This is a genomic window from Pseudomonas sp. D1HM (assembly GCF_019266105.1).
Classification (GTDB): Bacteria; Pseudomonadota; Gammaproteobacteria; order Pseudomonadales; family Pseudomonadaceae; genus Aquipseudomonas; species Aquipseudomonas taetrolens.
This window is the reverse complement of the sequence record NZ_LRMN01000003.1, coordinates 253489-272012: the sequence shown is the minus strand read 5'-3', so window position 1 is coordinate 272012 and position 18524 is coordinate 253489. Positions and strand designations below refer to the sequence as shown.

At 55.1% G+C, this 18524-nt stretch carries 20 protein-coding genes and 1 pseudogene; 10 read left to right on the top strand and 11 right to left on the bottom strand.

The window, feature by feature from the left end; genetic code table 11:
- Positions 1-236: 236 nt before the first annotated feature.
- Entirely contained in the window at positions 237-1928 is a 1692-nt protein-coding gene (gene fadD1 / locus AWM69_RS04385) for a long-chain-fatty-acid--CoA ligase FadD1 (protein ID WP_131652718.1), read from the top strand.
- A gap of 73 nt (positions 1929-2001) precedes the next feature.
- On the opposite strand, the gene AWM69_RS04380 is transcribed toward fadD1, so the two are convergent.
- Positions 2002-2382 carry a hypothetical protein gene (locus tag AWM69_RS04380; RefSeq protein WP_131652719.1) on the bottom strand — a complete coding sequence of 127 codons (381 nt, stop codon included), beginning with the start codon at positions 2380-2382 and terminating at the stop codon, positions 2002-2004.
- A gap of 199 nt (positions 2383-2581) precedes the next feature.
- On the opposite strand from AWM69_RS04380, the gene AWM69_RS04375 reads away from it, so the two are divergent.
- The 3 genes from AWM69_RS04375 (at position 2582) to def (ending at position 4429) form a co-directional block, all read left to right on the top strand.
- On the top strand, positions 2582-2773 hold the full coding sequence (locus AWM69_RS04375; protein WP_131652720.1) for a CsbD family protein: 192 nt from the start codon (positions 2582-2584) through the stop codon (positions 2771-2773).
- 160 nt (positions 2774-2933) lie between these two features.
- On the top strand, positions 2934-3887 hold the full coding sequence (locus tag AWM69_RS04370; RefSeq protein ID WP_131652721.1) for a YihY/virulence factor BrkB family protein: 954 nt from the start codon (positions 2934-2936) through the stop codon (positions 3885-3887).
- Positions 3888-3889: 2 nt separating this feature from the next.
- Positions 3890-4429, top strand: coding sequence for a peptide deformylase (def, locus tag AWM69_RS04365; RefSeq protein WP_218725850.1), 540 nt, complete (start codon positions 3890-3892; stop codon positions 4427-4429).
- On the opposite strand, the gene AWM69_RS04360 is transcribed toward def, so the two are convergent.
- On the bottom strand, positions 4419-4835 hold the full coding sequence (locus AWM69_RS04360) for a GNAT family N-acetyltransferase (RefSeq protein ID WP_131652723.1): 417 nt from the start codon (positions 4833-4835) through the stop codon (positions 4419-4421). The genes def and AWM69_RS04360 overlap by 11 nt on opposite strands.
- Before the next feature lie 555 nt (positions 4836-5390).
- Here AWM69_RS04360 and AWM69_RS23080 point away from each other — a divergent pair.
- Positions 5391-6161, top strand: a pseudogene (locus AWM69_RS23080) (PAS domain-containing protein); the annotation flags it as partial.
- Positions 6138-6710 carry a methyl-accepting chemotaxis protein gene (locus tag AWM69_RS23075; protein WP_373274290.1) on the top strand — a complete coding sequence of 191 codons (573 nt, stop codon included), beginning with the start codon at positions 6138-6140 and terminating at the stop codon, positions 6708-6710. The pseudogene AWM69_RS23080 and the gene AWM69_RS23075, both read left to right, overlap by 24 nt.
- An 83-nt stretch (positions 6711-6793) precedes the next feature.
- Here AWM69_RS23075 and AWM69_RS04350 read toward each other — a convergent pair whose 3' ends face one another.
- Positions 6794-7825, bottom strand: a complete 1032-nt coding sequence (locus AWM69_RS04350) for a LacI family DNA-binding transcriptional regulator (RefSeq protein ID WP_048379052.1) — start codon at positions 7823-7825, stop codon at positions 6794-6796.
- Positions 7826-8054: 229 nt separating this feature from the next.
- Here AWM69_RS04350 and AWM69_RS04345 point away from each other — a divergent pair, with 229 nt between their 5' ends.
- Positions 8055-8588 (top strand): gluconokinase, encoded by a 534-nt coding sequence (locus AWM69_RS04345; protein WP_131652725.1) that lies wholly within the window; start codon positions 8055-8057, stop codon positions 8586-8588.
- Positions 8589-8673: 85 nt separating this feature from the next.
- Positions 8674-10026 carry a GntP family permease gene (locus tag AWM69_RS04340; protein WP_218725849.1) on the top strand — a complete coding sequence of 451 codons (1353 nt, stop codon included), beginning with the start codon at positions 8674-8676 and terminating at the stop codon, positions 10024-10026.
- Positions 10027-10127: 101 nt separating this feature from the next.
- Here AWM69_RS04340 and alaC read toward each other — a convergent pair whose 3' ends face one another.
- Positions 10128-11336: an alanine transaminase gene (gene alaC, locus AWM69_RS04335; protein ID WP_218725848.1), complete on the bottom strand. Its 1209-nt coding sequence runs from the start codon at positions 11334-11336 to the stop codon at positions 10128-10130.
- A gap of 193 nt (positions 11337-11529) precedes the next feature.
- Here alaC and AWM69_RS04330 point away from each other — a divergent pair, with 193 nt between their 5' ends.
- Positions 11530-12021, top strand: a complete 492-nt coding sequence (locus AWM69_RS04330; protein ID WP_131652728.1) for a GyrI-like domain-containing protein — start codon at positions 11530-11532, stop codon at positions 12019-12021.
- 6 nt (positions 12022-12027) lie between these two features.
- Here AWM69_RS04330 and AWM69_RS04325 read toward each other — a convergent pair whose 3' ends face one another.
- The 3 genes from AWM69_RS04325 to AWM69_RS04315 all read right to left on the bottom strand — a co-directional run bounded on the left by AWM69_RS04325 (position 12028) and on the right by AWM69_RS04315 (position 14535).
- Entirely contained in the window at positions 12028-12534 is a 507-nt protein-coding gene (locus AWM69_RS04325; protein WP_218725847.1) for an N-acetyltransferase, read from the bottom strand.
- Between the two features lie 455 nt (positions 12535-12989).
- Positions 12990-13295 carry a PepSY domain-containing protein gene (locus tag AWM69_RS04320; protein WP_048379064.1) on the bottom strand — a complete coding sequence of 102 codons (306 nt, stop codon included), beginning with the start codon at positions 13293-13295 and terminating at the stop codon, positions 12990-12992.
- A gap of 106 nt (positions 13296-13401) precedes the next feature.
- Positions 13402-14535, bottom strand: a complete 1134-nt coding sequence (locus tag AWM69_RS04315; RefSeq protein ID WP_218725846.1) for a glycerophosphodiester phosphodiesterase — start codon at positions 14533-14535, stop codon at positions 13402-13404.
- 230 nt (positions 14536-14765) lie between these two features.
- Between AWM69_RS04315 and AWM69_RS04310 the strand changes: the two genes are divergently transcribed.
- Entirely contained in the window at positions 14766-15089 is a 324-nt protein-coding gene (locus tag AWM69_RS04310) for a DUF2025 family protein (RefSeq protein WP_048379067.1), read from the top strand.
- A gap of 105 nt (positions 15090-15194) precedes the next feature.
- Here AWM69_RS04310 and AWM69_RS04305 read toward each other — a convergent pair whose 3' ends face one another.
- The 4 genes from AWM69_RS04305 to AWM69_RS04290 all read right to left on the bottom strand — a co-directional run bounded on the left by AWM69_RS04305 (position 15195) and on the right by AWM69_RS04290 (position 18169).
- The gene (locus AWM69_RS04305; RefSeq protein WP_131652731.1) at positions 15195-15512 is read right to left on the bottom strand and encodes a helix-turn-helix transcriptional regulator; all 318 of its coding nucleotides are present in this window, start codon (positions 15510-15512) and stop codon (positions 15195-15197) included.
- Between the two features lie 244 nt (positions 15513-15756).
- Complete coding sequence (locus AWM69_RS04300; protein ID WP_131652732.1) at positions 15757-17007, bottom strand: ribonucleotide-diphosphate reductase subunit beta; 1251 nt, start codon at positions 17005-17007, stop codon at positions 15757-15759.
- A gap of 508 nt (positions 17008-17515) precedes the next feature.
- On the bottom strand, positions 17516-17773 hold the full coding sequence (locus AWM69_RS04295) for a heme utilization protein (protein ID WP_131652733.1): 258 nt from the start codon (positions 17771-17773) through the stop codon (positions 17516-17518).
- Between the two features lie 132 nt (positions 17774-17905).
- Complete coding sequence (locus AWM69_RS04290) at positions 17906-18169, bottom strand: DUF2790 domain-containing protein (protein WP_048379075.1); 264 nt, start codon at positions 18167-18169, stop codon at positions 17906-17908.
- Positions 18170-18524: the final 355 nt, after the last annotated feature.

Genomic DNA, 18524 nt, shown 5'->3' with positions numbered 1-18524 from the left:
GGGTTTTGTCGAGATTAGAGTTTTTGATCTAATTATGACTTCAGATTGTCCTACAGTCAGGTTCGTAACTGTTGCACCTTCTTTTGGCTCTAGGCGGCCTTTGGCAAAGCTGCTACTCTCGGCGCGCTTTGATACTTCTCGGTAGGTAAAGCCAGAACTATCCATTATAAAAATCAAACAAATAATAACCGCATCAAATGCGGTGAAGAATTCGCGACGCTGAGGAGTGGGCTTCCATGATTGAAGGCTTTTGGAAGGATAAGTACCCAGCTGGGATTGCTGCTGAAATCAATCCGGATGAATATCAAAACATTCAGACGGTACTGCGGGAATCTTGCCAGCGTTTCGCCGACAAACCGGCGTTCAGTAACCTCGGCAAAACCCTCACCTACGGTGAGCTTTACGAGTTGTCAGGTGCCTTTGCCGCCTACCTGCAGCAGCACACCGACCTGCAACCCGGTGATCGAATCGCTGTTCAGTTGCCCAACGTGCTGCAATACCCGATCGCTGTGTTCGGAGCCATCCGCGCCGGCTTGATCGTGGTCAACACCAACCCGCTGTACACCGCGCGGGAAATGGAACACCAGTTCAATGACTCGGGCGCCAAGGCATTGGTGTGCCTGGCGAACATGGCGCATCTGGCCGAAAAGGTTGTGCCTCAAACGTCAGTCAAGCATGTGATCGTCACCGAAGTGGCGGACATGCTGTCTCCGTTCAAGCGCGTACTGATCAACAGTGTCATCAAGTACGTGAAGAAGATGGTGCCTGCCTATCACTTGCCCCAAGCCATCAAGTTCAATGATGTGCTGAGCAAGGGGCAAGGGCAGGCTGTCAACGAAGCCAGCCCGCAAAGCAGCGACGTTGCTGTGCTGCAATACACCGGTGGTACCACCGGCGTGGCCAAGGGCGCGATGCTCACCCACCGCAACCTGATCGCCAACATGTTGCAGTGCAAGGCGCTGATGGGCTCCAACCTTAATGAAGGTTGCGAAATCCTGATCACGCCATTGCCGCTGTATCACATTTACGCGTTTACCTTTCATTGCATGGCGATGATGCTGATCGGCAATCACAACGTGTTGATCAGCAACCCGCGTGATCTGTCTGCCATGGTCAAGGAACTGTCGAAATGGAAGTTCAGCGGCTTTGTCGGTCTCAATACCCTGTTTGTGGCGCTGTGTAATAACGAAGCCTTCCGCAAGCTGGATTTCTCGTCCCTCAAGGTGACGTTGTCAGGCGGTATGGCGTTGCAGCTGTCGGTGGCCGAGCGCTGGAAGACCGTGACCGGTTGCCCGATCTGCGAAGGTTACGGCATGACCGAAACCAGCCCCGTGGCTACGGTCAACCCGATCCAGAATATCCAGGTCGGCACTATCGGCATTCCGGTTCCGTCGACCTTGTGCAAAGTGATCAATGACGCCGGTGAAGAGTTGCCGCTCGGTGAAATTGGAGAGCTGTGCATCAAAGGCCCACAGGTTATGAAGGGCTATTGGGAACGTCCGGATGCAACGGCTGAAATCATGGACAGTGAGGGCTGGTTGAAGTCGGGCGATATCGCAATCATCCAGCCCGATGGTTTCATGCGCATTGTTGACCGTAAAAAGGACATGATTCTGGTATCAGGTTTCAACGTATATCCAAACGAGCTGGAGGACGTACTGGCGTCGTTGCCCGGGGTGCTGCAATCAGCAGCGATTGGTATTCCGGATGAGAAAACCGGTGAGCTGATCAAAGTCTTTATTGTCGCCAAACCGGGCGTCAACCTGACCAAGGAAGAAGTCATGGCGCATATTCGCGCCAATGTGACAGCTTACAAGGTACCGAAGGTTGTAGAGTTCCGTGACAGTCTGCCGACCACCAACGTGGGCAAGATCCTGCGTCGTGAGTTGCGTGACGAGGAACTGAAAAAGCTGGGCCTCAAGAAGTAACCTGCCCTGAAATGACGAAGCCCTGCATATGCAGGGCTTTGTCGTTTCAGGGACCAGCGATTGAGGCGGTCGCTTACTTTTGCAGGAAAGACGCAAAATTAACGCCGGTACCTGTCGGACGAACGTCCTGCAGGAAGGAGTCTTTGTCTGCGCTCAGCTCAAGGCTCATGGTTGGCGTGCGTTTGTGGGTGGCACGCACGACCATACCTTCACGCTTTTCCCGCAGGAATGCTGTGGTCACCTTCACATGCAGCAGCTCATCAGTGCTTGGGGTGTGCAACAACAGATGCACCCATTCGTATTGACCAATGGCCAGACGGGCCAATGGAATATCGAACCACCAGATGTTCTTGTTGGTGTTCAGCGCTGCGAAATGGCAGTTGTTGACGCCGAGTACCGCACCGCCGAGTTCCTGGTTTCTGCGGGCAATGGCCAGCTTTTTATCGAGTTTCATAACCTTCCTACAATTCTGGATCTTCAGCGCCATAGCCTGAATACGTCGCGCATTCTCGGGGGTTCGCGGGCAAACATAAAGCCCAACCTGCGTTGATCGACGAAATGAATCACAGAAAAAAATGAAACTCTGCGCGGGAAGGGTGAGTCAACACGTTGGTCGATGTTATGACTTCCGAAATTTCATCAGGAGAAATCCCATGAGCAGCACTGGCGATAAGATCAAAGGAATGGCGAACGAAGCAGTAGGCAATGTCAAACAAGCTGTAGGCAAGGCGACAGATAACGATAAGTTGCGGGCAGAGGGCAAAGCCCAGGAGTTGAAAGGGGAAGGCCAGCAAGCGGTCGGTAAAGTTAAAGATGCAGTGAAAAAGACTGTAGACGAAGCCTGATAGCATCTGCCGCAACAGATCAAGACGGTCATCCCCGGGATGGCCGTTTTTGCAGATTCAGGCATTAAGTGTTTCCAGAGTCGCCAGCACGGGCACTTTTGAGGTAAAACCCCACCCTTGAATGTATTGAAGCGATTTACAGGCGGCGAAAGGAGACGCTATGTTTTTTCCGGTCTTGAACGGCCTGCCCTTGGGCAAAGTCTTGATCCGCACGGTCAAAGAGTTTATCGACGATGAAATGTCGACCTATGCCTCGGCATTGGCTTATCAAATGTTGTTCTCGTTGTTCCCGTTCATTCTGTTTCTGATTGCATTGATCGGTTTCCTGCATCTGCCTGATTTCTTTAGCTGGTTGCGCCTGCAATCTGAGCTGGTATTGCCACCTCAAGCGCTGGAGCAGGTCAACCCGGTCATCGATCAATTGCAGCAGTCCAAGGGTGGATTGTTGTCGGTGGGTATCGTGATTGCGCTGTGGACGGCTTCGGCCGGTGTACGGTTGATGATGAGCGCGATGAATGCGGCCTACGATGTGGTTGAGGGGCGGCCCATCTGGAAGCGCTTCCCGCTGTCGATCTTCTACACCGTCGGGATTGCCGGAATGCTGCTGGCCGCGGCGGCGCTTATGGTGCTCGGCCCGCAGGTGATGAGCTGGCTTGCCGGGCAGGTAGGGCTTGAGGAGTTCGTCGTTACCCTGTGGACGATTCTGCGGTGGCCGGTCATCGTTCTGTTGCTGATGGTGGCGGTGGCCGTGATTTATTACGTGATGCCCGATGTAGAGCAAAAATTCCGCTTTATCACGCCCGGGTCGGTACTGGCCGTGGTGGTGTGGATTGTGGCGTCGCTGGGTTTTGCCTTTTATGTCAAAACCTTCGCGGACTACAACGCCATGTATGGCAGCATCGGTGCAATTATTGTGTTGTTGCTGTATTTCTACATTTCGGCCGCCGTATTGCTGCTGGGCGCTGAAATGAACGCCGTGATCGAACACATGTCAGTTGAAGGCAAGGACCCGGGGCAGAAAACGTTTGATGAGTCCGAAGACTCTGACCCCAAACAGCATGTTTCCGGTCTTGGCCGTGACCATTCCCTTAAACCCACTTCTGATGAAGCCTGACTATGATTCGTGAAATCTTGAAAATGGGCGATGAGCGTCTGTTGCAGGTGGCCCGCCCGGTGCCGGCCGAAATGTTCGACACACCGGAGCTCTGGCAGTTGCTCGATGATATGTTGCAGACCATGGAACACGTGGGCGGCGTGGGCCTGGCAGCACCGCAAATTGGCGTTGACCTGCAGATGGTGATCTTCGGTTTCGAACACAGTGAGCGTTATCCGGACGCCGAAGCGGTGCCGCAAACCATTTTGATCAACCCGCTGATCACACCGCTGAGTCCTGCGCTGGAAGAGGGGTGGGAAGGTTGCCTGTCTGTGCCTGGATTACGTGGGGCGGTCGAGCGCTATCAGAAGATTCGCTATGAAGGCTTTACCCCGAAAGGTGAGCCGATCGTGCGAGTGGCAGAAGATTTTCACGCACGGGTGGTACAGCACGAATGCGATCACCTGATCGGTCGCCTGTACCCTTCGCGAATCAAGGATTTCAACAAGTTCGGCTTTATCGACGTGCTGTTCCCTGACCTGGAACCCGGTATCAAGGAGTAGGCGTTAGCTGCATCGCTATCATCGCCTTGTTGCGCTGATAGCGAACCAGCCGTTCGTGCAATGCGTACGGTAATTCGACATCCAGGCTAAACCCGAGGCCCTCATAGAACTTTTGCAGTTCAGGGTCGCAGAACAACCACACAGGCCCTTCACAGGCCGACACTGCGCAATTGACCAGTCTGGCGGCAATGCCTTGTCCCCGGGATGCCGGTGCGACGAACAGACCGGTCAACCAGTGTCCGTGGGCGGCCGGCCGCAAACACAACCCTGCAATGATTTGCTCCTGGCGAGCGACCCACAACTGTGCCTCTTTACTCGCTTTCATCGATGACTGATGGGACCGATAAAACTTGTTCATCAAAGGCCATAAGGGTGTTTCGAGCAGGGCGTAAGCAATGGCAGTCATAAGTCCACGGGCTTTGGTCTTGGGCGCGCAGTATATACAAACAGGGCGTGTTGATCGTGACGCCGGGTGAGGATCAGTGAGTATGAGAGGTTAATTTGCGGCTTTATCGCGCTTATATGAAATAAAGGCGTTTAAATAAAAGTTCCTGTGCAATCAGTGTTATACCTGACTCTACATCCCTGAACAGTGGAGCGTATAACATGGCAAAAGGCATGGATTCAAAAAAAGCCGCGAAGAAAAAACCGGCTAAAACCGCCGATGAAAAGCGCGCCGACAAAAAGAGCAAAAAAACCGAGACCGGCTTGTTTGGGCATTGAGTGATTGTCCGGGGGATTCAGTCCAGGATCCCCTCCTTTTGTACAAAAAATACATCCCCCATTTGTTAACTTTTCTGAACATGAGCGTTTCGTCACACACTGGTGGCAAATGGCTTGCATGTGTTATTTGACTGTCTATGCTCCCTCTTGAAGGGGCGAATGCTTTAATCCCCAGCGTGCTCATCGTGCTTTCGTTAGCGCGAATGATTAACCGTGCAGTAACTCCAGGGATTGAGCCATGTTTAATCGGCATCGCAAAACTGACCTGCTTGAGAATCAGCGGCTAAACACTTCATTAAATGACATGGCCGCCAAAGTGCGGGCTATCAGTCAATCCATGGCCATGATTGAGTTCTCACCCGATGGCACCATCCTGGAGGCCAACGATAATTTTTGCCGAGTGATGGGGTTCACCGCTGAAGAGGTTCGCGGTAAGCATCATCGGATTTTTTGCGAAGAGGCTTATGCCAGAGGGGATGAGTACGCCCGTTTCTGGCGTGCCCTGGCAAACGGCGAAGCCTTGAGTGGGACCTTTTTACGGCTCGACAAAAACGGCCGTGAGGTCTGGCTGGAAGCCAGTTACATGCCGATTATCGATGCTGATCGGCAGGTCACTCGCGTGATAAAAGTGGCCTCGGACATTACCCAACGGATCATCAAAGAGCACGAAAACCAGAGCATCGTGAATGCCTTGGGTCGCTCGATGGCGGTGATCGAATTCTCCCCCGACGGTCGCGTCCTAAACGCCAATCAGAACTTTCTCGACACCATGCACTATGGACTGAGCGAAATTGCAGGGCAGCATCACAGCCTGTTCTGCCGCCGCAGCGAGAGTGAATCCGCCGGTTATAAAGCCTTCTGGGCGTCTCTGAATCGCGGGGAGTATCATTCCCGTCGGTTTGAACGGGTCGACAAGTACGGGCAAACGGTTTACCTCGAAGCCTCATACAACCCGATTTTTGATACCAATGGCCGGTTGTATAAAGTGGTGAAGTTCGCCAGCAATATCACAGCTCAAGTGACCAGCTTGCAGACCGCCGCGGAATCGGCCCACACCACCTCGGTGCAAAACGACGCCTGTGCGCAGAAAGGTTCGCAGGTGGTTCAGCAGACCGTGCAAATCATTGAGGCCATCTCCAGGGATCTCAATGAAGCGGCGCAAAGTATCGATGCTGTGAACAAGCAGTCGGAAATTATTGGCAAAATTGTTCAGACCATTCGCGGGATTGCCGATCAGACCAACCTGTTGGCGCTCAATGCCGCGATTGAGGCGGCCAGGGCTGGCGAGCATGGGCGCGGGTTTGCCGTTGTGGCGGATGAGGTCAGGAGCCTGGCGGCTCGAACCAGTGCTGCCACCGTCGAGATTGTCGAAGTGGTGCGCAAAAACCATGATTTATCGATAAGTGCTGTCACCAGCATGCAGTCGAGCCTGAGCCGAACTGGATTGGGCGTCGAACTGGCCAACGAGGCGGGGGAGGCGATCCTGGAGATCCAGCAGGGCTCCAGGCACGTGGTCGATGCTATCAGTCAGTTCAACTCGACGTTACAGCTGCACTGATCGGCCCCCGCACATAGCCCTTCTGGCAGACCTCAAGCGTGCTTCGCTTGCCAGCGCTATAGCGGGTGGAGTTCAGGACAGGACTAGCTGCTTTCGCGGACCATCAGTTCAAAGCCCATGTCCTGTATGGGGTTTGCCACGCTGTTACCGGCCATGAGTGTGAGCATCTGTTCGGCAGCTCGGCGACCAATAGCTTCTCGTGGCGTACGAATACTGCTGAGGCGGGGCACCATGAACTCGGAGGAAGGCAGGTCGTTAAAGCCCAGTATGGCGATTCGCTCAGGAATCTTGATGCCGATACGTGCCGCTTCCAGAAGTGCTCCGTGGGCAAGGTCATCGTTGCCGAAAAAGATCGCATCGACCTGCGGATGAGTCGCCAGTAGCTGCAAAAACATTTCGCCACCGAGACCTACCGAGGAGGGGCGAGGGGTCAGTACTTCCAGCTCCGGGTTGTAAAGCCCGGCTCCCTGCAGGGCGCGACGGTAGCCCTCGCCACGCAAGAGCGTACGTTGATCGAGTTGCGCGCCAATGTAGGCCAGGTGTCGGCGCCCGCGCGAGATCAAGTGATGAGCTGCGGTCTCGCCCGCCTTTAACTGCGAAAAACCGACACAGTTCAGCCCGGCGCCACTGTCCAGCTCCATCATGTATACACAGGGCACATTGCTGGCTTCAATCATGAGTCGAGAGCTTTCGGAGCGGTCAAAGCCGGTCAGCAGCAGGCCTCGAGGTTGATAGGCCATGTAATTGCGCAGCAGGTTTTCTTCTTCGTCGCGCGAATAGTGAAAGTTGCCGATCAGCACTTCAAAACCCTTGGGCCGCAACACGGCATGAATGGCTTCAAGGGTGTCGATAAACAACAGGTTGGACAGTGACGGAACCAGAACCACAACAGAGTGGCTTTGCGCCGAAGCGAGTGCCCGGGCGGCAGGATTGACTACATAGTTCAGTTCGTCGGCGGCCTTGCGGACCTTTTCTGCCAGCTCGGTGGCAACGCTACTGATGCCGCGCAAAGCTCGCGATGCAGTAATTGGACTGACCCCGGCAAGTCGTGCGACTTCATTAAGGGTAGGGCGGCCCGTGGTTCGGGTATTTTTGTCGTTTTTAGAGGAGGTCATCGGGGCGGCTTGCCAAACAAAAAACAAGTCACTAAGGTAGCGCTGTCCAAGCGTACCCGCAATTGCCTGATTGTATGTATGTTTGCTCCCCCAGCTTTGTATGTCGAGAACGTCACCGCGTCTCCCCACAAAAATGAGAAATAGACGTCGGTAGCTCCGACTTTGTGCTTTGCTTTCAAGTATTGAACGCATGGACAAAGACAGCGCTGTCTACGGACTGAGGTGTTTCATGAGTCAACCTATCACTGCTCTGGTCATCATGGGTGTTGCCGGCTGTGGCAAATCCAGCGTGAGCCAGGCGCTGTGCCAGCTAAATGGCGCCACCCCGATTGAAGGCGATGCGTTTCATCCTGCGGCCAACATTGCAAAAATGAGTGCGGGTATCCCTCTGACCGACGAAGACCGTGCCGGCTGGCTTGACAGCCTGTGCGATGAGTTGCGTCGAGTCGTTGCCAGTGGCCAGCGTCCGGTTCTGACCTGCTCGGCACTTAAACTGCGTTATCGCGAGCGCCTGCGCGGTGCCGTGGGCGGGCTGGGCTTTGTGTTTCTGGAACTCACCCCTGAAGTAGCGGCTGAGCGAGTGGCTGACCGTCCGGGGCATTTCATGCCCAAGACCCTGATCGACAGCCAGTTCGCTACTCTTGAATCGCCGTCTGGCGAACCTCTCGTACTGACACTCAATGCAGCCGTCCAGGACATCGATCAACTGGCCAGTGCCGCCCGTGATTGGTGGCATGAGCACACCTTGCTGGCAACCTTATGATTTTGCTTCAAAAAGATAGCGCTATCCGCGCCAGCTACGGCTGCACATTCGAACTTTATAACAAAAACAAGGCAGGAGACGCCCCATGCTAGGCATGTCCCAAAACACCTTTCTACTGCTTGATGCAGTGGTGACCATTATCGGGCTGATCGTACTGATCACTCGCTTCAAGTTTCATCCGTTTATTGCCCTGATTATTGCTTCCGCCTTTTTGGGTCTGACAGCCGGCATGCCTGCTGACAAGATCATCAAATCGTTTCAGGACGGCTTCGGTGGGGTTCTGGGCTTTGTCGGGATCATCCTGGCGCTGGGCACCATGCTTGGCAAAATGATGGCCGACTCCGGTGGGGCCGACCAGATCGCTCGCACGCTGATTCGTGCCTTCGGCAAGGAACGGGTGCAATGGGCGATGATGTTCGCCGCCTTCCTGGTGGGCATTCCGCTGTTTTTCGAGATCGGCTTCGTACTGTTGATTCCGTTGGTCTTTATCGTCGCGCGTCGTACTGGCGTGTCCCTGATCAAGATCGGCATTCCGTTGCTTGCCGGCCTGTCGGCGGTACACGGCCTTGTGCCGCCGCACCCGGGCCCGCTGCTGGCCATTGGCGTGTTTGGTGCCGATATCGGTAAAACCATTTTGTATGGTCTGATCGTGGCGTTGCCGACGGCGATTATTGCGGGTCCGATCTACGGGACCTTTATTGCCAAGTACATTCCAGGCAACCCTTCCCAGGAACTGGTGGATCAACTGGCGAGCGAGCCTGAGTCCAGCAGTCTGCCGAGTTTTGGCATCACCCTGGCAACCGTACTGTTGCCGGTGTTCCTGATGTTGCTCAAGACGTTTGCCGACGTTGCCCTGCCGGATGGCAATTTCTTCCGTGTCTGGATGGACATGATCGGTCACCCGATCAGTGCCTTGTTGCTGGCGCTGTTGCTCTCGCTGTATACCTTTGGCGCCAAGCAAGGGATCGACTCCAAGCGCATCCTCAAGTTGCTCGATGCCAGTTTGGCACCGACCGCGGCCATCATTTTGATCATTGGTGCCGGTGGCGGCTTCAAGCAAATGCTGGTGGCCAGTGGTGTGGGTGATGTGATCGGCCATATGGCAGTGAACGCGCAAATCTCGCCAATCTTGCTGGCCTGGCTGGTGGCTGCGGTCATTCGTATCGCAACCGGTTCTGCAACCGTGGCGACCATTACCGGGGCGGGGATTGTGTTGCCGGTGGTGGATCTGATCCCGGGTGTCAATCGCGAGTTGCTGGTACTGGCGACCGGTGCGGGTTCGTTGATCCTGTCCCACGTGAACGATGCGGGTTTCTGGCTGGTGAAGCAGTACTTCAACATGACCGTGGCTGAAACCTTCAAAACCTGGACAGCGATGGAAACCATCCTGTCGATCGTCGGTTTGATCTTTATTCTGCTGCTGTCGCTGGTGGTTTAACGGATCGTTGTAATCGACTGCCGCTGAATGCGTCGCCAGACGTGGTCAGCGGTAGTCTCTACCGATCACCGCTGCCTTGCGACAGCGGTGATCAGCGTTTGTCAGCTGGCGCTCACGCCGTCCGCACGGAACATGCTGCGGATGCCGCGCAGGGCCTGACGGATGCGATCCTGGTTCTCGATCAGGGCAAAGCGCACATGATCGTCCCCGTATTCGCCAAATCCCACTCCCGGTGAAACGCACACCTTGGCGTCCGCCAGCAGCTTCTTGGCAAACTCCAGTGAGCCGAGATGGGCATAGGCTTCTGGAATCTTCGCCCAGACGTACATCGAGGCTTTCGGGTTTTCGACCATCCATCCCAGTTCGTGCAAACCCTTGACCAGAACGTTACGGCGTTGACGATATTGCTCGGCAATGTCCTTCACGCATTGCTGGTCGCCTTCCAGCGCGGCAATTGCCGCCACCTGCAGCGGGGTGAATGTTCCGTAGTCGTGGTAACTCTTGATCCGCGCCAAGGCGTTGACCAGTTCAGCGTTCCCCACCATAAAGCCAATACGCCAGCCTGCCATGTTGTAGCTTTTGGACAGCGTGAAGAACTCCACCGCAATATCCTTGGCGCCGGGCACTTGCATGATTGAAGGTGCTTTCCAGCCGTCGTAGACGATATCGGCGTAAGCCAGGTCATGCACGACAAGCACATCGTATTGCTTGGCCAGGGCCACCACACGCTCGAAAAAATCCAGTTCAACACATTGTGCCGTCGGGTTGGACGGGAAACCCAGAATCATCATTTTTGGCTTGGGGATTGAGCCGCGAATGGCTTTTTCCAGCTCGGCGAAAAAATCCACACCTGGAATCAGCGGGACCGATCGCACCTGGGCGCCGGCAATCACGGCCCCATAAATGTGAATCGGGTAGCTGGGGTTGGGCACCAGCACAGTGTCCCCTTGATCCAGGGTGGCCAGCATCAAGTGCGCAAGACCTTCCTTGGAGCCGATGGTCACGATGGCTTCATGCTCGGGGTCAATTTCAACGTCATACCGATCGGCGTACCAGCGAGAAATGGCCCTGCGCAGACGCGGGATCCCGCGGGATGTCGAGTAGCCGTGAGTATCTTCACGCTGTGCGACCGTGCAGAGTTTTTCGACAATATGCGGGGGGGGCGGGCCGTCGGGGTTGCCCATGCTGAAGTCGATGATGTCTTCGCCACGACGTCGCGCGGCCATCTTCAATTCGGCGGTGATGTTGAATACGTAGGGGGGGAGTCGATCTATGCGCGCAAAGCGTCGCGGCGAACCTTGGTCTGCCATGTGTGCCTCTGGTACGTAAGCGCCCGGAACCGTCCGAGCGACGTTGACCACTGTGGTGGTCTGGAGCAGACAATACGTCCGGTGATGGCCTTTTGTATAGGTGCCGTGAGGCAAAAAACTGGATAAAGCGTGATGTTTGTTTTTTCCTATACTCCATAGCCACATTGCCTACTTATTTACAGAGTATCCCCGTATGGACGATATGACGAAGTTCGCGCTGCCGGAACCACGGTTTACCCACGGGCCGTTTCAGCTGATTGCGGGATTGGGTGAGCGTTTCACTCAGGACACGCTGGGTGGCATTCCCGAATTATGGAAAAAGCTGCTTCCCCATATCGGCACTATCCCAGGACAAACAGGCTGCGAAACCTACGGAGTCTGCTGTCATCCGGATGGACAGGGCGGGTTTGAGTACATTGCAGGGGTGGCCATCAGTAAGCTCGATGACTTGCCTGAGCAGTACCGCTGGGTCGAGCTGCCTGCGCAGGAATATGCGGTGTTCGAGCATCAAGGGGCGCTGGCCGGCCTTCGGCAAACCATGCAAGCGATCTGGAAAGACTGGTTGCCACAATCAGGTTTCGAAGCGGTGGATGCACCGGAGTTTGAACGGTACAGCGCCGAGTTTGACCCTCATACAGGCGCGGGTGTGCTCGAGATATGGATACCGGTCAAAAAGCGCCTTTGAACCGACTTAGCCGGCTTGTCGGGGATCGGCAATGGCGTCTGCCAGTGGCAATACCAAGCGTCGCTCGCCGCTGTAGGCTTCGCCGTGCTCAATCCAGCCCATGCCTTGGTAAAAGGCCAGGGCTGTAACGTTGAAAGGGCTGACCGATAGCATCAATTGGCGAATCTCGGGCCAGAGCTTATTGACTGCCGCAGGAAGCTCACGCAAACAGGCTTTGCCGAACCCCTGGCCTTGAACGCGCCTGTCGACCTGCAAGGCATGCAACGTGGCGCTGTCTGGTTCGGCCCAATGGGCCAGAAGAGCGCGTCGCTTGAGGAGAAAAAAAGCCACGGGCAGCTCATCGTTCAGCAATACAAAACCTTTAATGGCGGGGTCAGGCTGAGCAGGCAATGAATACAGGGCGCAGACAATATCCCCTGAGAAGACGATCTGTTCGGGGTGAACCTCAAGCATGCGCAGTTGTTCGCGCTGGAGGGGCATCAGGTCTTCATAGAGGCAAAGGCGAGTGTTCATGCTGAGGTTCTGTCGGTGCGTGATGGGCTTTACTGGCACGGCTTGGTGCTGACCGTGGATCAATGCGCCAGTGTCTACCCATCCCGGGTCCGAATACAGATTTATCAGCGCTAGCGGCCTGGAAAGTGCAGCAATATGCGGACGGTTTCTGATAGTGCCGGTACTTGTCACCCACGAGGAGCTCAGCGTTTTCTCACAAACCAAGTCCTTGAATGACGGCTTGATACCAAACAACTCCAGGTGACTGATCATAAAGGTGGCGATTAATACCAGGCCCCAGCCCGCCAGGACCTACCAGTGAGCAGCGCAAAGGCTATAGTTGCTTCAACGTGCCAGAGCGCGGTGTCGATGGGGGCACCTGCAAGGATTATGGGATTAGCGTCGAGACAGAAGGCATAAAAAAACCGCGCCCCTTTATAGAAAGGGGCGCGGTGTTTAATAAAGTTCAGGTGAACTTAAGTATCTTGTTTGTCTTGCAGGACTTCAGCTGTTTTGGCGTCCAGATCGACATCCCACTTAACACCCTTGGTGTCACGCAGTTCAACTTCATAAACCAGCTTCCCGTAGGAGTGATCAAGCTCGGTGTCGAGGATAGTTGCACCTGGGTGCTTGGCAATGGCCGCTTGATTAAGCTTCTCGAACGAGGTGATTTCACCGGACTTGAGCAGCTCCGGGATCTGGTCAGGACGCACATCGGCCTGGGCCAGACCGGCAGTCAGTGTCAGGGCTACAGTGGCGAACATTACGTTAAGTGCTTTCATGTTTAATCCCTTTGGGGTGAACTGTTTAAGTGGGTTCAGATTACCCGGCGCAACTTAATTTATCCTTAATTTCAGCGGTGAGCCCTGGAACTCTGGATGAGACGGGTTAATAGCCATTCTGCTTCAGAAGTTCGTTAACGCTCCGGGGCAGCGGACGCTGGTAGAACGAGAGCAGTTCGCTGGCACGGTTGGTAAAGATGCCGTCCACACCTGCATTCATGGCAGCCTTGAAGTCCACGGCCTGGTCAAGGGTGTAGACGTGTACCAGCAGGCCTTTGTCATGGGTGGCCTTGTTCATCCAGGGTTTTATCAGATCGAAATAACTCTGATCGCCGCCGTGGGCCAACGCTGCGGATGGGCCGGTGCCTATGGCGCCGTTGCTCTTGGCAATATCGAGCCAGCGAATGAACTCGGCCTTGTCCTTGGGTTGCTGTCTGGCGTAGTACGCCGCTTTGTCCTTCTCGCCGGAGTTGGCGAAGCTGACGGTGTTGTCAGGCGCCATGCCCCCTTCACCGACCCACAGTAGAAGGATTTTGGGCGTGTCCGGCATTTCTTGTTGCAGCAACGCGAGGCTGTTCTTGTCAAAGGTTTGCAGTATGACCCGACCTTTGCCTTCGCCGGTTTGCGGTTGGGCATCGCCCGATGCTGAGGCCGCAGGCTTGAGCCAGCCGCGTGCGCTCAGCTGGTTTTTCAAGTCGTGCTCAAGACCTGGAAACTGCTGGGGCTCCTTGGTTTCAATGTACAGGCCCGGCTTGTGCTGCGGGTTGCCTTGGGCAATATCGATGATTTCATCAAGGGTCAGGATTTGCAGCCCGACATACGACGGTCGAGCGCGCTCCGGATAGGCCTGGTTGAACCAGCTGCCAGCATCCAGGGTTTTCAGTTCGGCCAGGGTGAACGCACTGGCCGGGCTGTTTTTACGCTCCGGAAATTTTTTGGCGACATCGGTGGTGCGCAACAGGCTGTTGTCATGCAGCGCAAAGAGCACGCCGTCTTTACTGCGCTGCAAATCCATTTCCAGGTAATCGGCACCCAGGTCGCGGGCGAGCATGTAGGCTGGCGCTGTGGATTCAGGTGCATCGAAAGACGCTCCACGATGAGCAATAACGGCAGGTAGCGGGATACCGTGGGCATTGGTCAGCGTGGCTGCAGAGGAGGCTGGCGCGCTGGCTGCGTGCGGGCCGGACATGACCAGCAGCAGACTTAGCAGAAGAGCGCTCTTGGCAAAGGGGAGAGGCATCGTTGAGGTCCTTGGTATTGAAAAAGACAGTGAGCGGGGCTGGCGGTCAACCGTACTCAGGGGCTGAGTGCTCGCAGGCAGGCTGCACTGTATTTTATTATTCAGCGCTATTGCGCCTGCTTGTGCAGTATTCTTGAACTCATCAGCATTCCCGGCAGAGGGATGCGTGCGAAGCCTTGTGTGTAAACCATCGTCATTTGAGCCTTCCAGGCTCGTCAGTGAGGTTTACCATGCGCATCACTTCGCAGTTGATCTGTCAGGCCGCTGATCTACTTAACGGTTTTGTTGGTTTCAATCGTAAGACAGGCCGCCACATTGTTCGTTTTAGTGAGGATTCCTTCGGGATGGACGTTGCGGATGACTCCATTACGCCCGCGCGCGAGTTTGTCTGGCAGCCCGGCATTGCCCACACCATGACTCTCAAGCGAGAGTTGATTCAGTTGTTGCTGGATCAGAATATCGACGACCGCCTGAACCTTACCGAACCCTTGCGGGTATACATGCAGCGTGAGGACGTCCCCGAAATATCGGCCGAGCGTCGTTGCATCAGCTGAATGTCGACATGGCATTGCATGCACTCGGTATCTGCCTGTACTCATTGTCGCGATATGGCTGAGAGAGGCCCCTGTTGCAGCTATACAGGGGCTATGCAGCGAGGATTACTCGATCAGGGCGAAGTCTTCACGGCCCATTGGGTCTGGTGTGGTGCCACGAATATTGCCGCCGCGCCCGGGAGCAAATCCTGGAAAGAACACCAGGCCTTCGGCTTCCAGGCTATAAGCCAGCGCCAGCCGGGTGACGTCGCGCACCGGCTCTCCGGCTTCGAAGCGTTGAATGGCCGGCACTGAGACTTTTGATTGCTCGCTCAGTTGCTCGAAGTTCCAGCCAAGCATTTCGCGAGCTTGCGCGCAGTGCAGTGGCGTAAATTGATTAATGATGATGCGTTCGAACGTGCTGCGCATGGCTGAATGAGGCATGGGGATTCTCCGGGGCTGAGTCGTCTTGAAAAAAACACTGTGTTTTTATACAGTTGTTTTTAGCGCGGATCAAACTCAATTTGTTGATGAGTGCTGGCCGGTGAAATCTGCTTTCATTCTGCTTTTTCGGGTGTTTCAGGAGGTGCCCCGCGTCGAAGATTTCGATCATGGCTGATAAAAGCCAGCCGAAAAAAAGGGCTGCCCGCAGGCAGCCCTCTTGTTCAGCGTATCGCCAGGCCGGAGATCAATCCCAGCTCAAAGCGCCGCCAGTCTGGTACTCGATGACCCGTGTCTCGAAGAAGTTTTTCTCTTTCTTCAAGTCCATGATTTCGCTCATCCATGGGAACGGGTTAGTGGTGCCCGGGTATTCTTCTTTCAGGCCGATTTGCGACAGGCGGCGGTTAGCGATGAATTTGAGGTAGTCCTCCATCATGGCCGCGTTCATGCCCAGCACGCCGCGCGGCATGGTGTCGCGCGCGTATTCGATTTCGAGCTGGGTGCCCTGCAGAATCATCTGCGAAGCTTCTTCCTTCATTTCGGCGTCCCACAGGTGCGGGTTTTCGATTTTGATCTGGTTGATCACGTCGATGCCGAAGTTCAGGTGCATGGATTCGTCGCGCAGGATGTACTGGAACTGCTCGGCGACGCCGGTCATCTTGTTGCGGCGACCCATCGACAGGATTTGGGTGAAGCCGCAGTAGAAGAAGATGCCTTCCAGAACGCAGTAGTAGGCGATCAGGTTGCGCAGCAGCTCTTTGTCGGTTTCGACGGTGCCGGTTTCGAACTTCGGATCGGAGATCGAGCGGGTGTATTTCAGGCCCCAGGTGGCTTTTTTGGCGACCGACGGGATCTCGTGGTACATGTTGAAGATCTCGCCTTCATCCATGGCCAGCGATTCGATGCAGTACTGATAGGCGTGGGTATGGATCGCTTCTTCGAACGCCTGGCGCAGGATGTACTGGCGGCACTCGGGGTTGGTGATCAGGCGGTACACGGCCAGCACCAGGTTGTTGGCAACCAGGGAGTCGGCGGTGGAGAAGAAGCCCAGGTTGCGCATCACGATGCGACGCTCGTCGTCGGTCAGGCCTTCCGGGTTTTTCCAGAGGGCAATGTCGGCGGTCATGTTGACTTCTTGCGGCATCCAGTGGTTTGCGCAACCGTCCAGATACTTCTGCCAGGCCCAGTCGTACTTGAACGGTACGAGCTGGTTAAGGTCGGCGCGGCAGTTGATCATCATCTTTTCGTCAACGGCAACGCGGGCGCTGGCGCCTTCGAGTTCGGCCAGGCCTTCAGCCACGTCGAGGTTATCCAGTGCGGCCTTGGCGCGAATGATCGCTGCCGAGTCGGTGGCCGTTACGGCACGGGCTTCCTGGGCTGCTACGCCGCCAGCGGCGTCGAGGCGGTCCATGTTGGCTTCAGTTGCGTGGCCTGCGTTGGCGCCTTTAACGGCGACTTCGCCTTCGTCTTCTTTGTCGAATTCGTCCCAGCTCAGCATGACGTGTCGTCTCCTGCGTGAGGGCCTGTGCCCGTGTGGTAACACTGATGATTGGTTGTCACACGGCCATAAGGCCACTTGGATCTAAGAAATGTTGCTTGCAGTAGCGGTGTGCTCACGCAAAAACATGAATGTGTTGATTGGCTTGCCCATTAGCGCTGCTGAGGGGATGCATCGGTCTGTGCATCTCAACCTTGCCCGAGAGGGCCGGGCAGCGTGGGGTTATAGCCCTTTAAAGGGATAAATCAAGCTCGTTTGAAGGCGCCAGTATACGGCTTTTGCACAGGGTATTTCAGCCAGTTTTTTTTCGAGGCGTGCGACGAAATGCCCTAAATCTTGCGAGGGGTGTGTATGGCTTAGGCTGGGCGCGGCTTTGGGCGAAAGCAAGTCTTTTCGCAGCAGATCAGGAATGTCGAATGACGGTGGTTTGATTGTGGCCGGTGCTGCGTGTTGAAGGGGGAGATGGGCGCTGCCCGGTCGAAACCGGGCATCAGGCTCACGGGGTTTATCAGCTCAGACGAGCACCGTTGGTACGGTCATAGCCATCTTCAGCAAAGCCGGCCGAGCGGGTGTTGTCGTAGCCGTCTTCAGCAAAGCCGGCCGAGCGAGTGTTGTCGTAGCCGTCTTCAGCAAAAGAAGCCGAGCGGGTGTTGTCGTAGCCATCTTCGGCAAAAGAAGCCGAGTGGGTGCGGTCATAACCGTCAGCGGCAAAGGCGGCGCTGGCGAGAACGGACAAACTTAAAGCCAAAAGATAAGAGCGTTTCATTTAATAGTTCCTGGCGATAAAGGCGCAGGCAGGCAACTGTTCAACGGCCATCAAGTTGCATTGAAAGTTGCAGTTAAGCGCCATGGGGGATCGCTTAATTACGTGAGTTGATTGTTATGTTCAGGTAATCAATCAACCGTTGGAGCAGCCGTTGCCCATCACGCGATATTCCAAGGTGTGCTGCTTGCCTTGAGAGTCTTCGTAGACCATCTGGGCCGGTACGACCTCGCACACACTCGGGATTTCGCTCATGGAAATCACTTTGGCGATATCCAGTTCCGAAGAGTAGGAATACTGTTCAACGGCAGGTTGCTGGCTGGAAACTTGAGTGTTCACTTCATCAGCCATGGCGGTAAAGCACACACTGCTGAGGGCCAGAACTAACAACGCTTTCATTTCTTGATTACCTGTTTTTGGGGCGAGTGGGGTCACGCAGCCCTTGTGAGGCTACGTGTGAAACTGAAGTAGTTAAGAGCGACTAAACATGCCTTCGTGGGGGCTGTAACTTGCGTTAATCGCAGTGCCTTGGTTGGCGAGATGAATTTTAGGCCTGTGCCGGGCAGGCATATAGAGGGGGTTTTGATAAAGACTGTTGACAGATTCCGTAACAATCGTTGAAAACGGGAGGGCGTAGTGAGGGTGTGTCGGTGTTGTGCTGAACGCTGAAACGCTGCAAGTGCTGTTCTTGAGCCTTCGCAAGAAAAACCACGGTTTTTCTACGTGTTTCTTACTACCAACGTCGAATGGTTCT

What these genes read in the sequence shown, in the direction of transcription:
- AWM69_RS04380 (WP_131652719.1), bottom strand. Translation starts at nt 2,382, where the DNA reads ATGAAACTCGATAAAAAGCTGGCCATTGCCCGCAGAAACCAGGAACTC.
- AWM69_RS04300 (WP_131652732.1), bottom strand. Translation starts at nt 17,007, where the DNA reads ATGCTGAGCTGGGACGAATTCGACAAAGAAGACGAAGGCGAAGTCGCC.
- alaC (WP_218725848.1), bottom strand. Translation starts at nt 11,336, where the DNA reads ATGGCAGACCAAGGTTCGCCGCGACGCTTTGCGCGCATAGATCGACTC.
- AWM69_RS04320 (WP_048379064.1), bottom strand. Translation starts at nt 13,295, where the DNA reads ATGAAAGCACTTAACGTAATGTTCGCCACTGTAGCCCTGACACTGACT.
- AWM69_RS04290 (WP_048379075.1), bottom strand. Translation starts at nt 18,169, where the DNA reads ATGAAAGCGTTGTTAGTTCTGGCCCTCAGCAGTGTGTGCTTTACCGCC.
- AWM69_RS04315 (WP_218725846.1), bottom strand. Translation starts at nt 14,535, where the DNA reads ATGCCTCTCCCCTTTGCCAAGAGCGCTCTTCTGCTAAGTCTGCTGCTG.
- def (WP_218725850.1), top strand. Translation starts at nt 3,890, where the DNA reads ATGATTCGTGAAATCTTGAAAATGGGCGATGAGCGTCTGTTGCAGGTG.
- AWM69_RS04375 (WP_131652720.1), top strand. Translation starts at nt 2,582, where the DNA reads ATGAGCAGCACTGGCGATAAGATCAAAGGAATGGCGAACGAAGCAGTA.
- AWM69_RS04360 (WP_131652723.1), bottom strand. Translation starts at nt 4,835, where the DNA reads ATGACTGCCATTGCTTACGCCCTGCTCGAAACACCCTTATGGCCTTTG.
- AWM69_RS04330 (WP_131652728.1), top strand. Translation starts at nt 11,530, where the DNA reads ATGGACGATATGACGAAGTTCGCGCTGCCGGAACCACGGTTTACCCAC.
- AWM69_RS04325 (WP_218725847.1), bottom strand. Translation starts at nt 12,534, where the DNA reads ATGAACACTCGCCTTTGCCTCTATGAAGACCTGATGCCCCTCCAGCGC.
- AWM69_RS04345 (WP_131652725.1), top strand. Translation starts at nt 8,055, where the DNA reads ATGAGTCAACCTATCACTGCTCTGGTCATCATGGGTGTTGCCGGCTGT.
- AWM69_RS04340 (WP_218725849.1), top strand. Translation starts at nt 8,674, where the DNA reads ATGCTAGGCATGTCCCAAAACACCTTTCTACTGCTTGATGCAGTGGTG.
- AWM69_RS04310 (WP_048379067.1), top strand. Translation starts at nt 14,766, where the DNA reads ATGCGCATCACTTCGCAGTTGATCTGTCAGGCCGCTGATCTACTTAAC.
- AWM69_RS04370 (WP_131652721.1), top strand. Translation starts at nt 2,934, where the DNA reads ATGTTTTTTCCGGTCTTGAACGGCCTGCCCTTGGGCAAAGTCTTGATC.
- AWM69_RS04350 (WP_048379052.1), bottom strand. Translation starts at nt 7,825, where the DNA reads ATGACCTCCTCTAAAAACGACAAAAATACCCGAACCACGGGCCGCCCT.
- AWM69_RS04305 (WP_131652731.1), bottom strand. Translation starts at nt 15,512, where the DNA reads ATGCCTCATTCAGCCATGCGCAGCACGTTCGAACGCATCATCATTAAT.
- fadD1 (WP_131652718.1), top strand. Translation starts at nt 237, where the DNA reads ATGATTGAAGGCTTTTGGAAGGATAAGTACCCAGCTGGGATTGCTGCT.
- AWM69_RS04295 (WP_131652733.1), bottom strand. Translation starts at nt 17,773, where the DNA reads ATGAAACGCTCTTATCTTTTGGCTTTAAGTTTGTCCGTTCTCGCCAGC.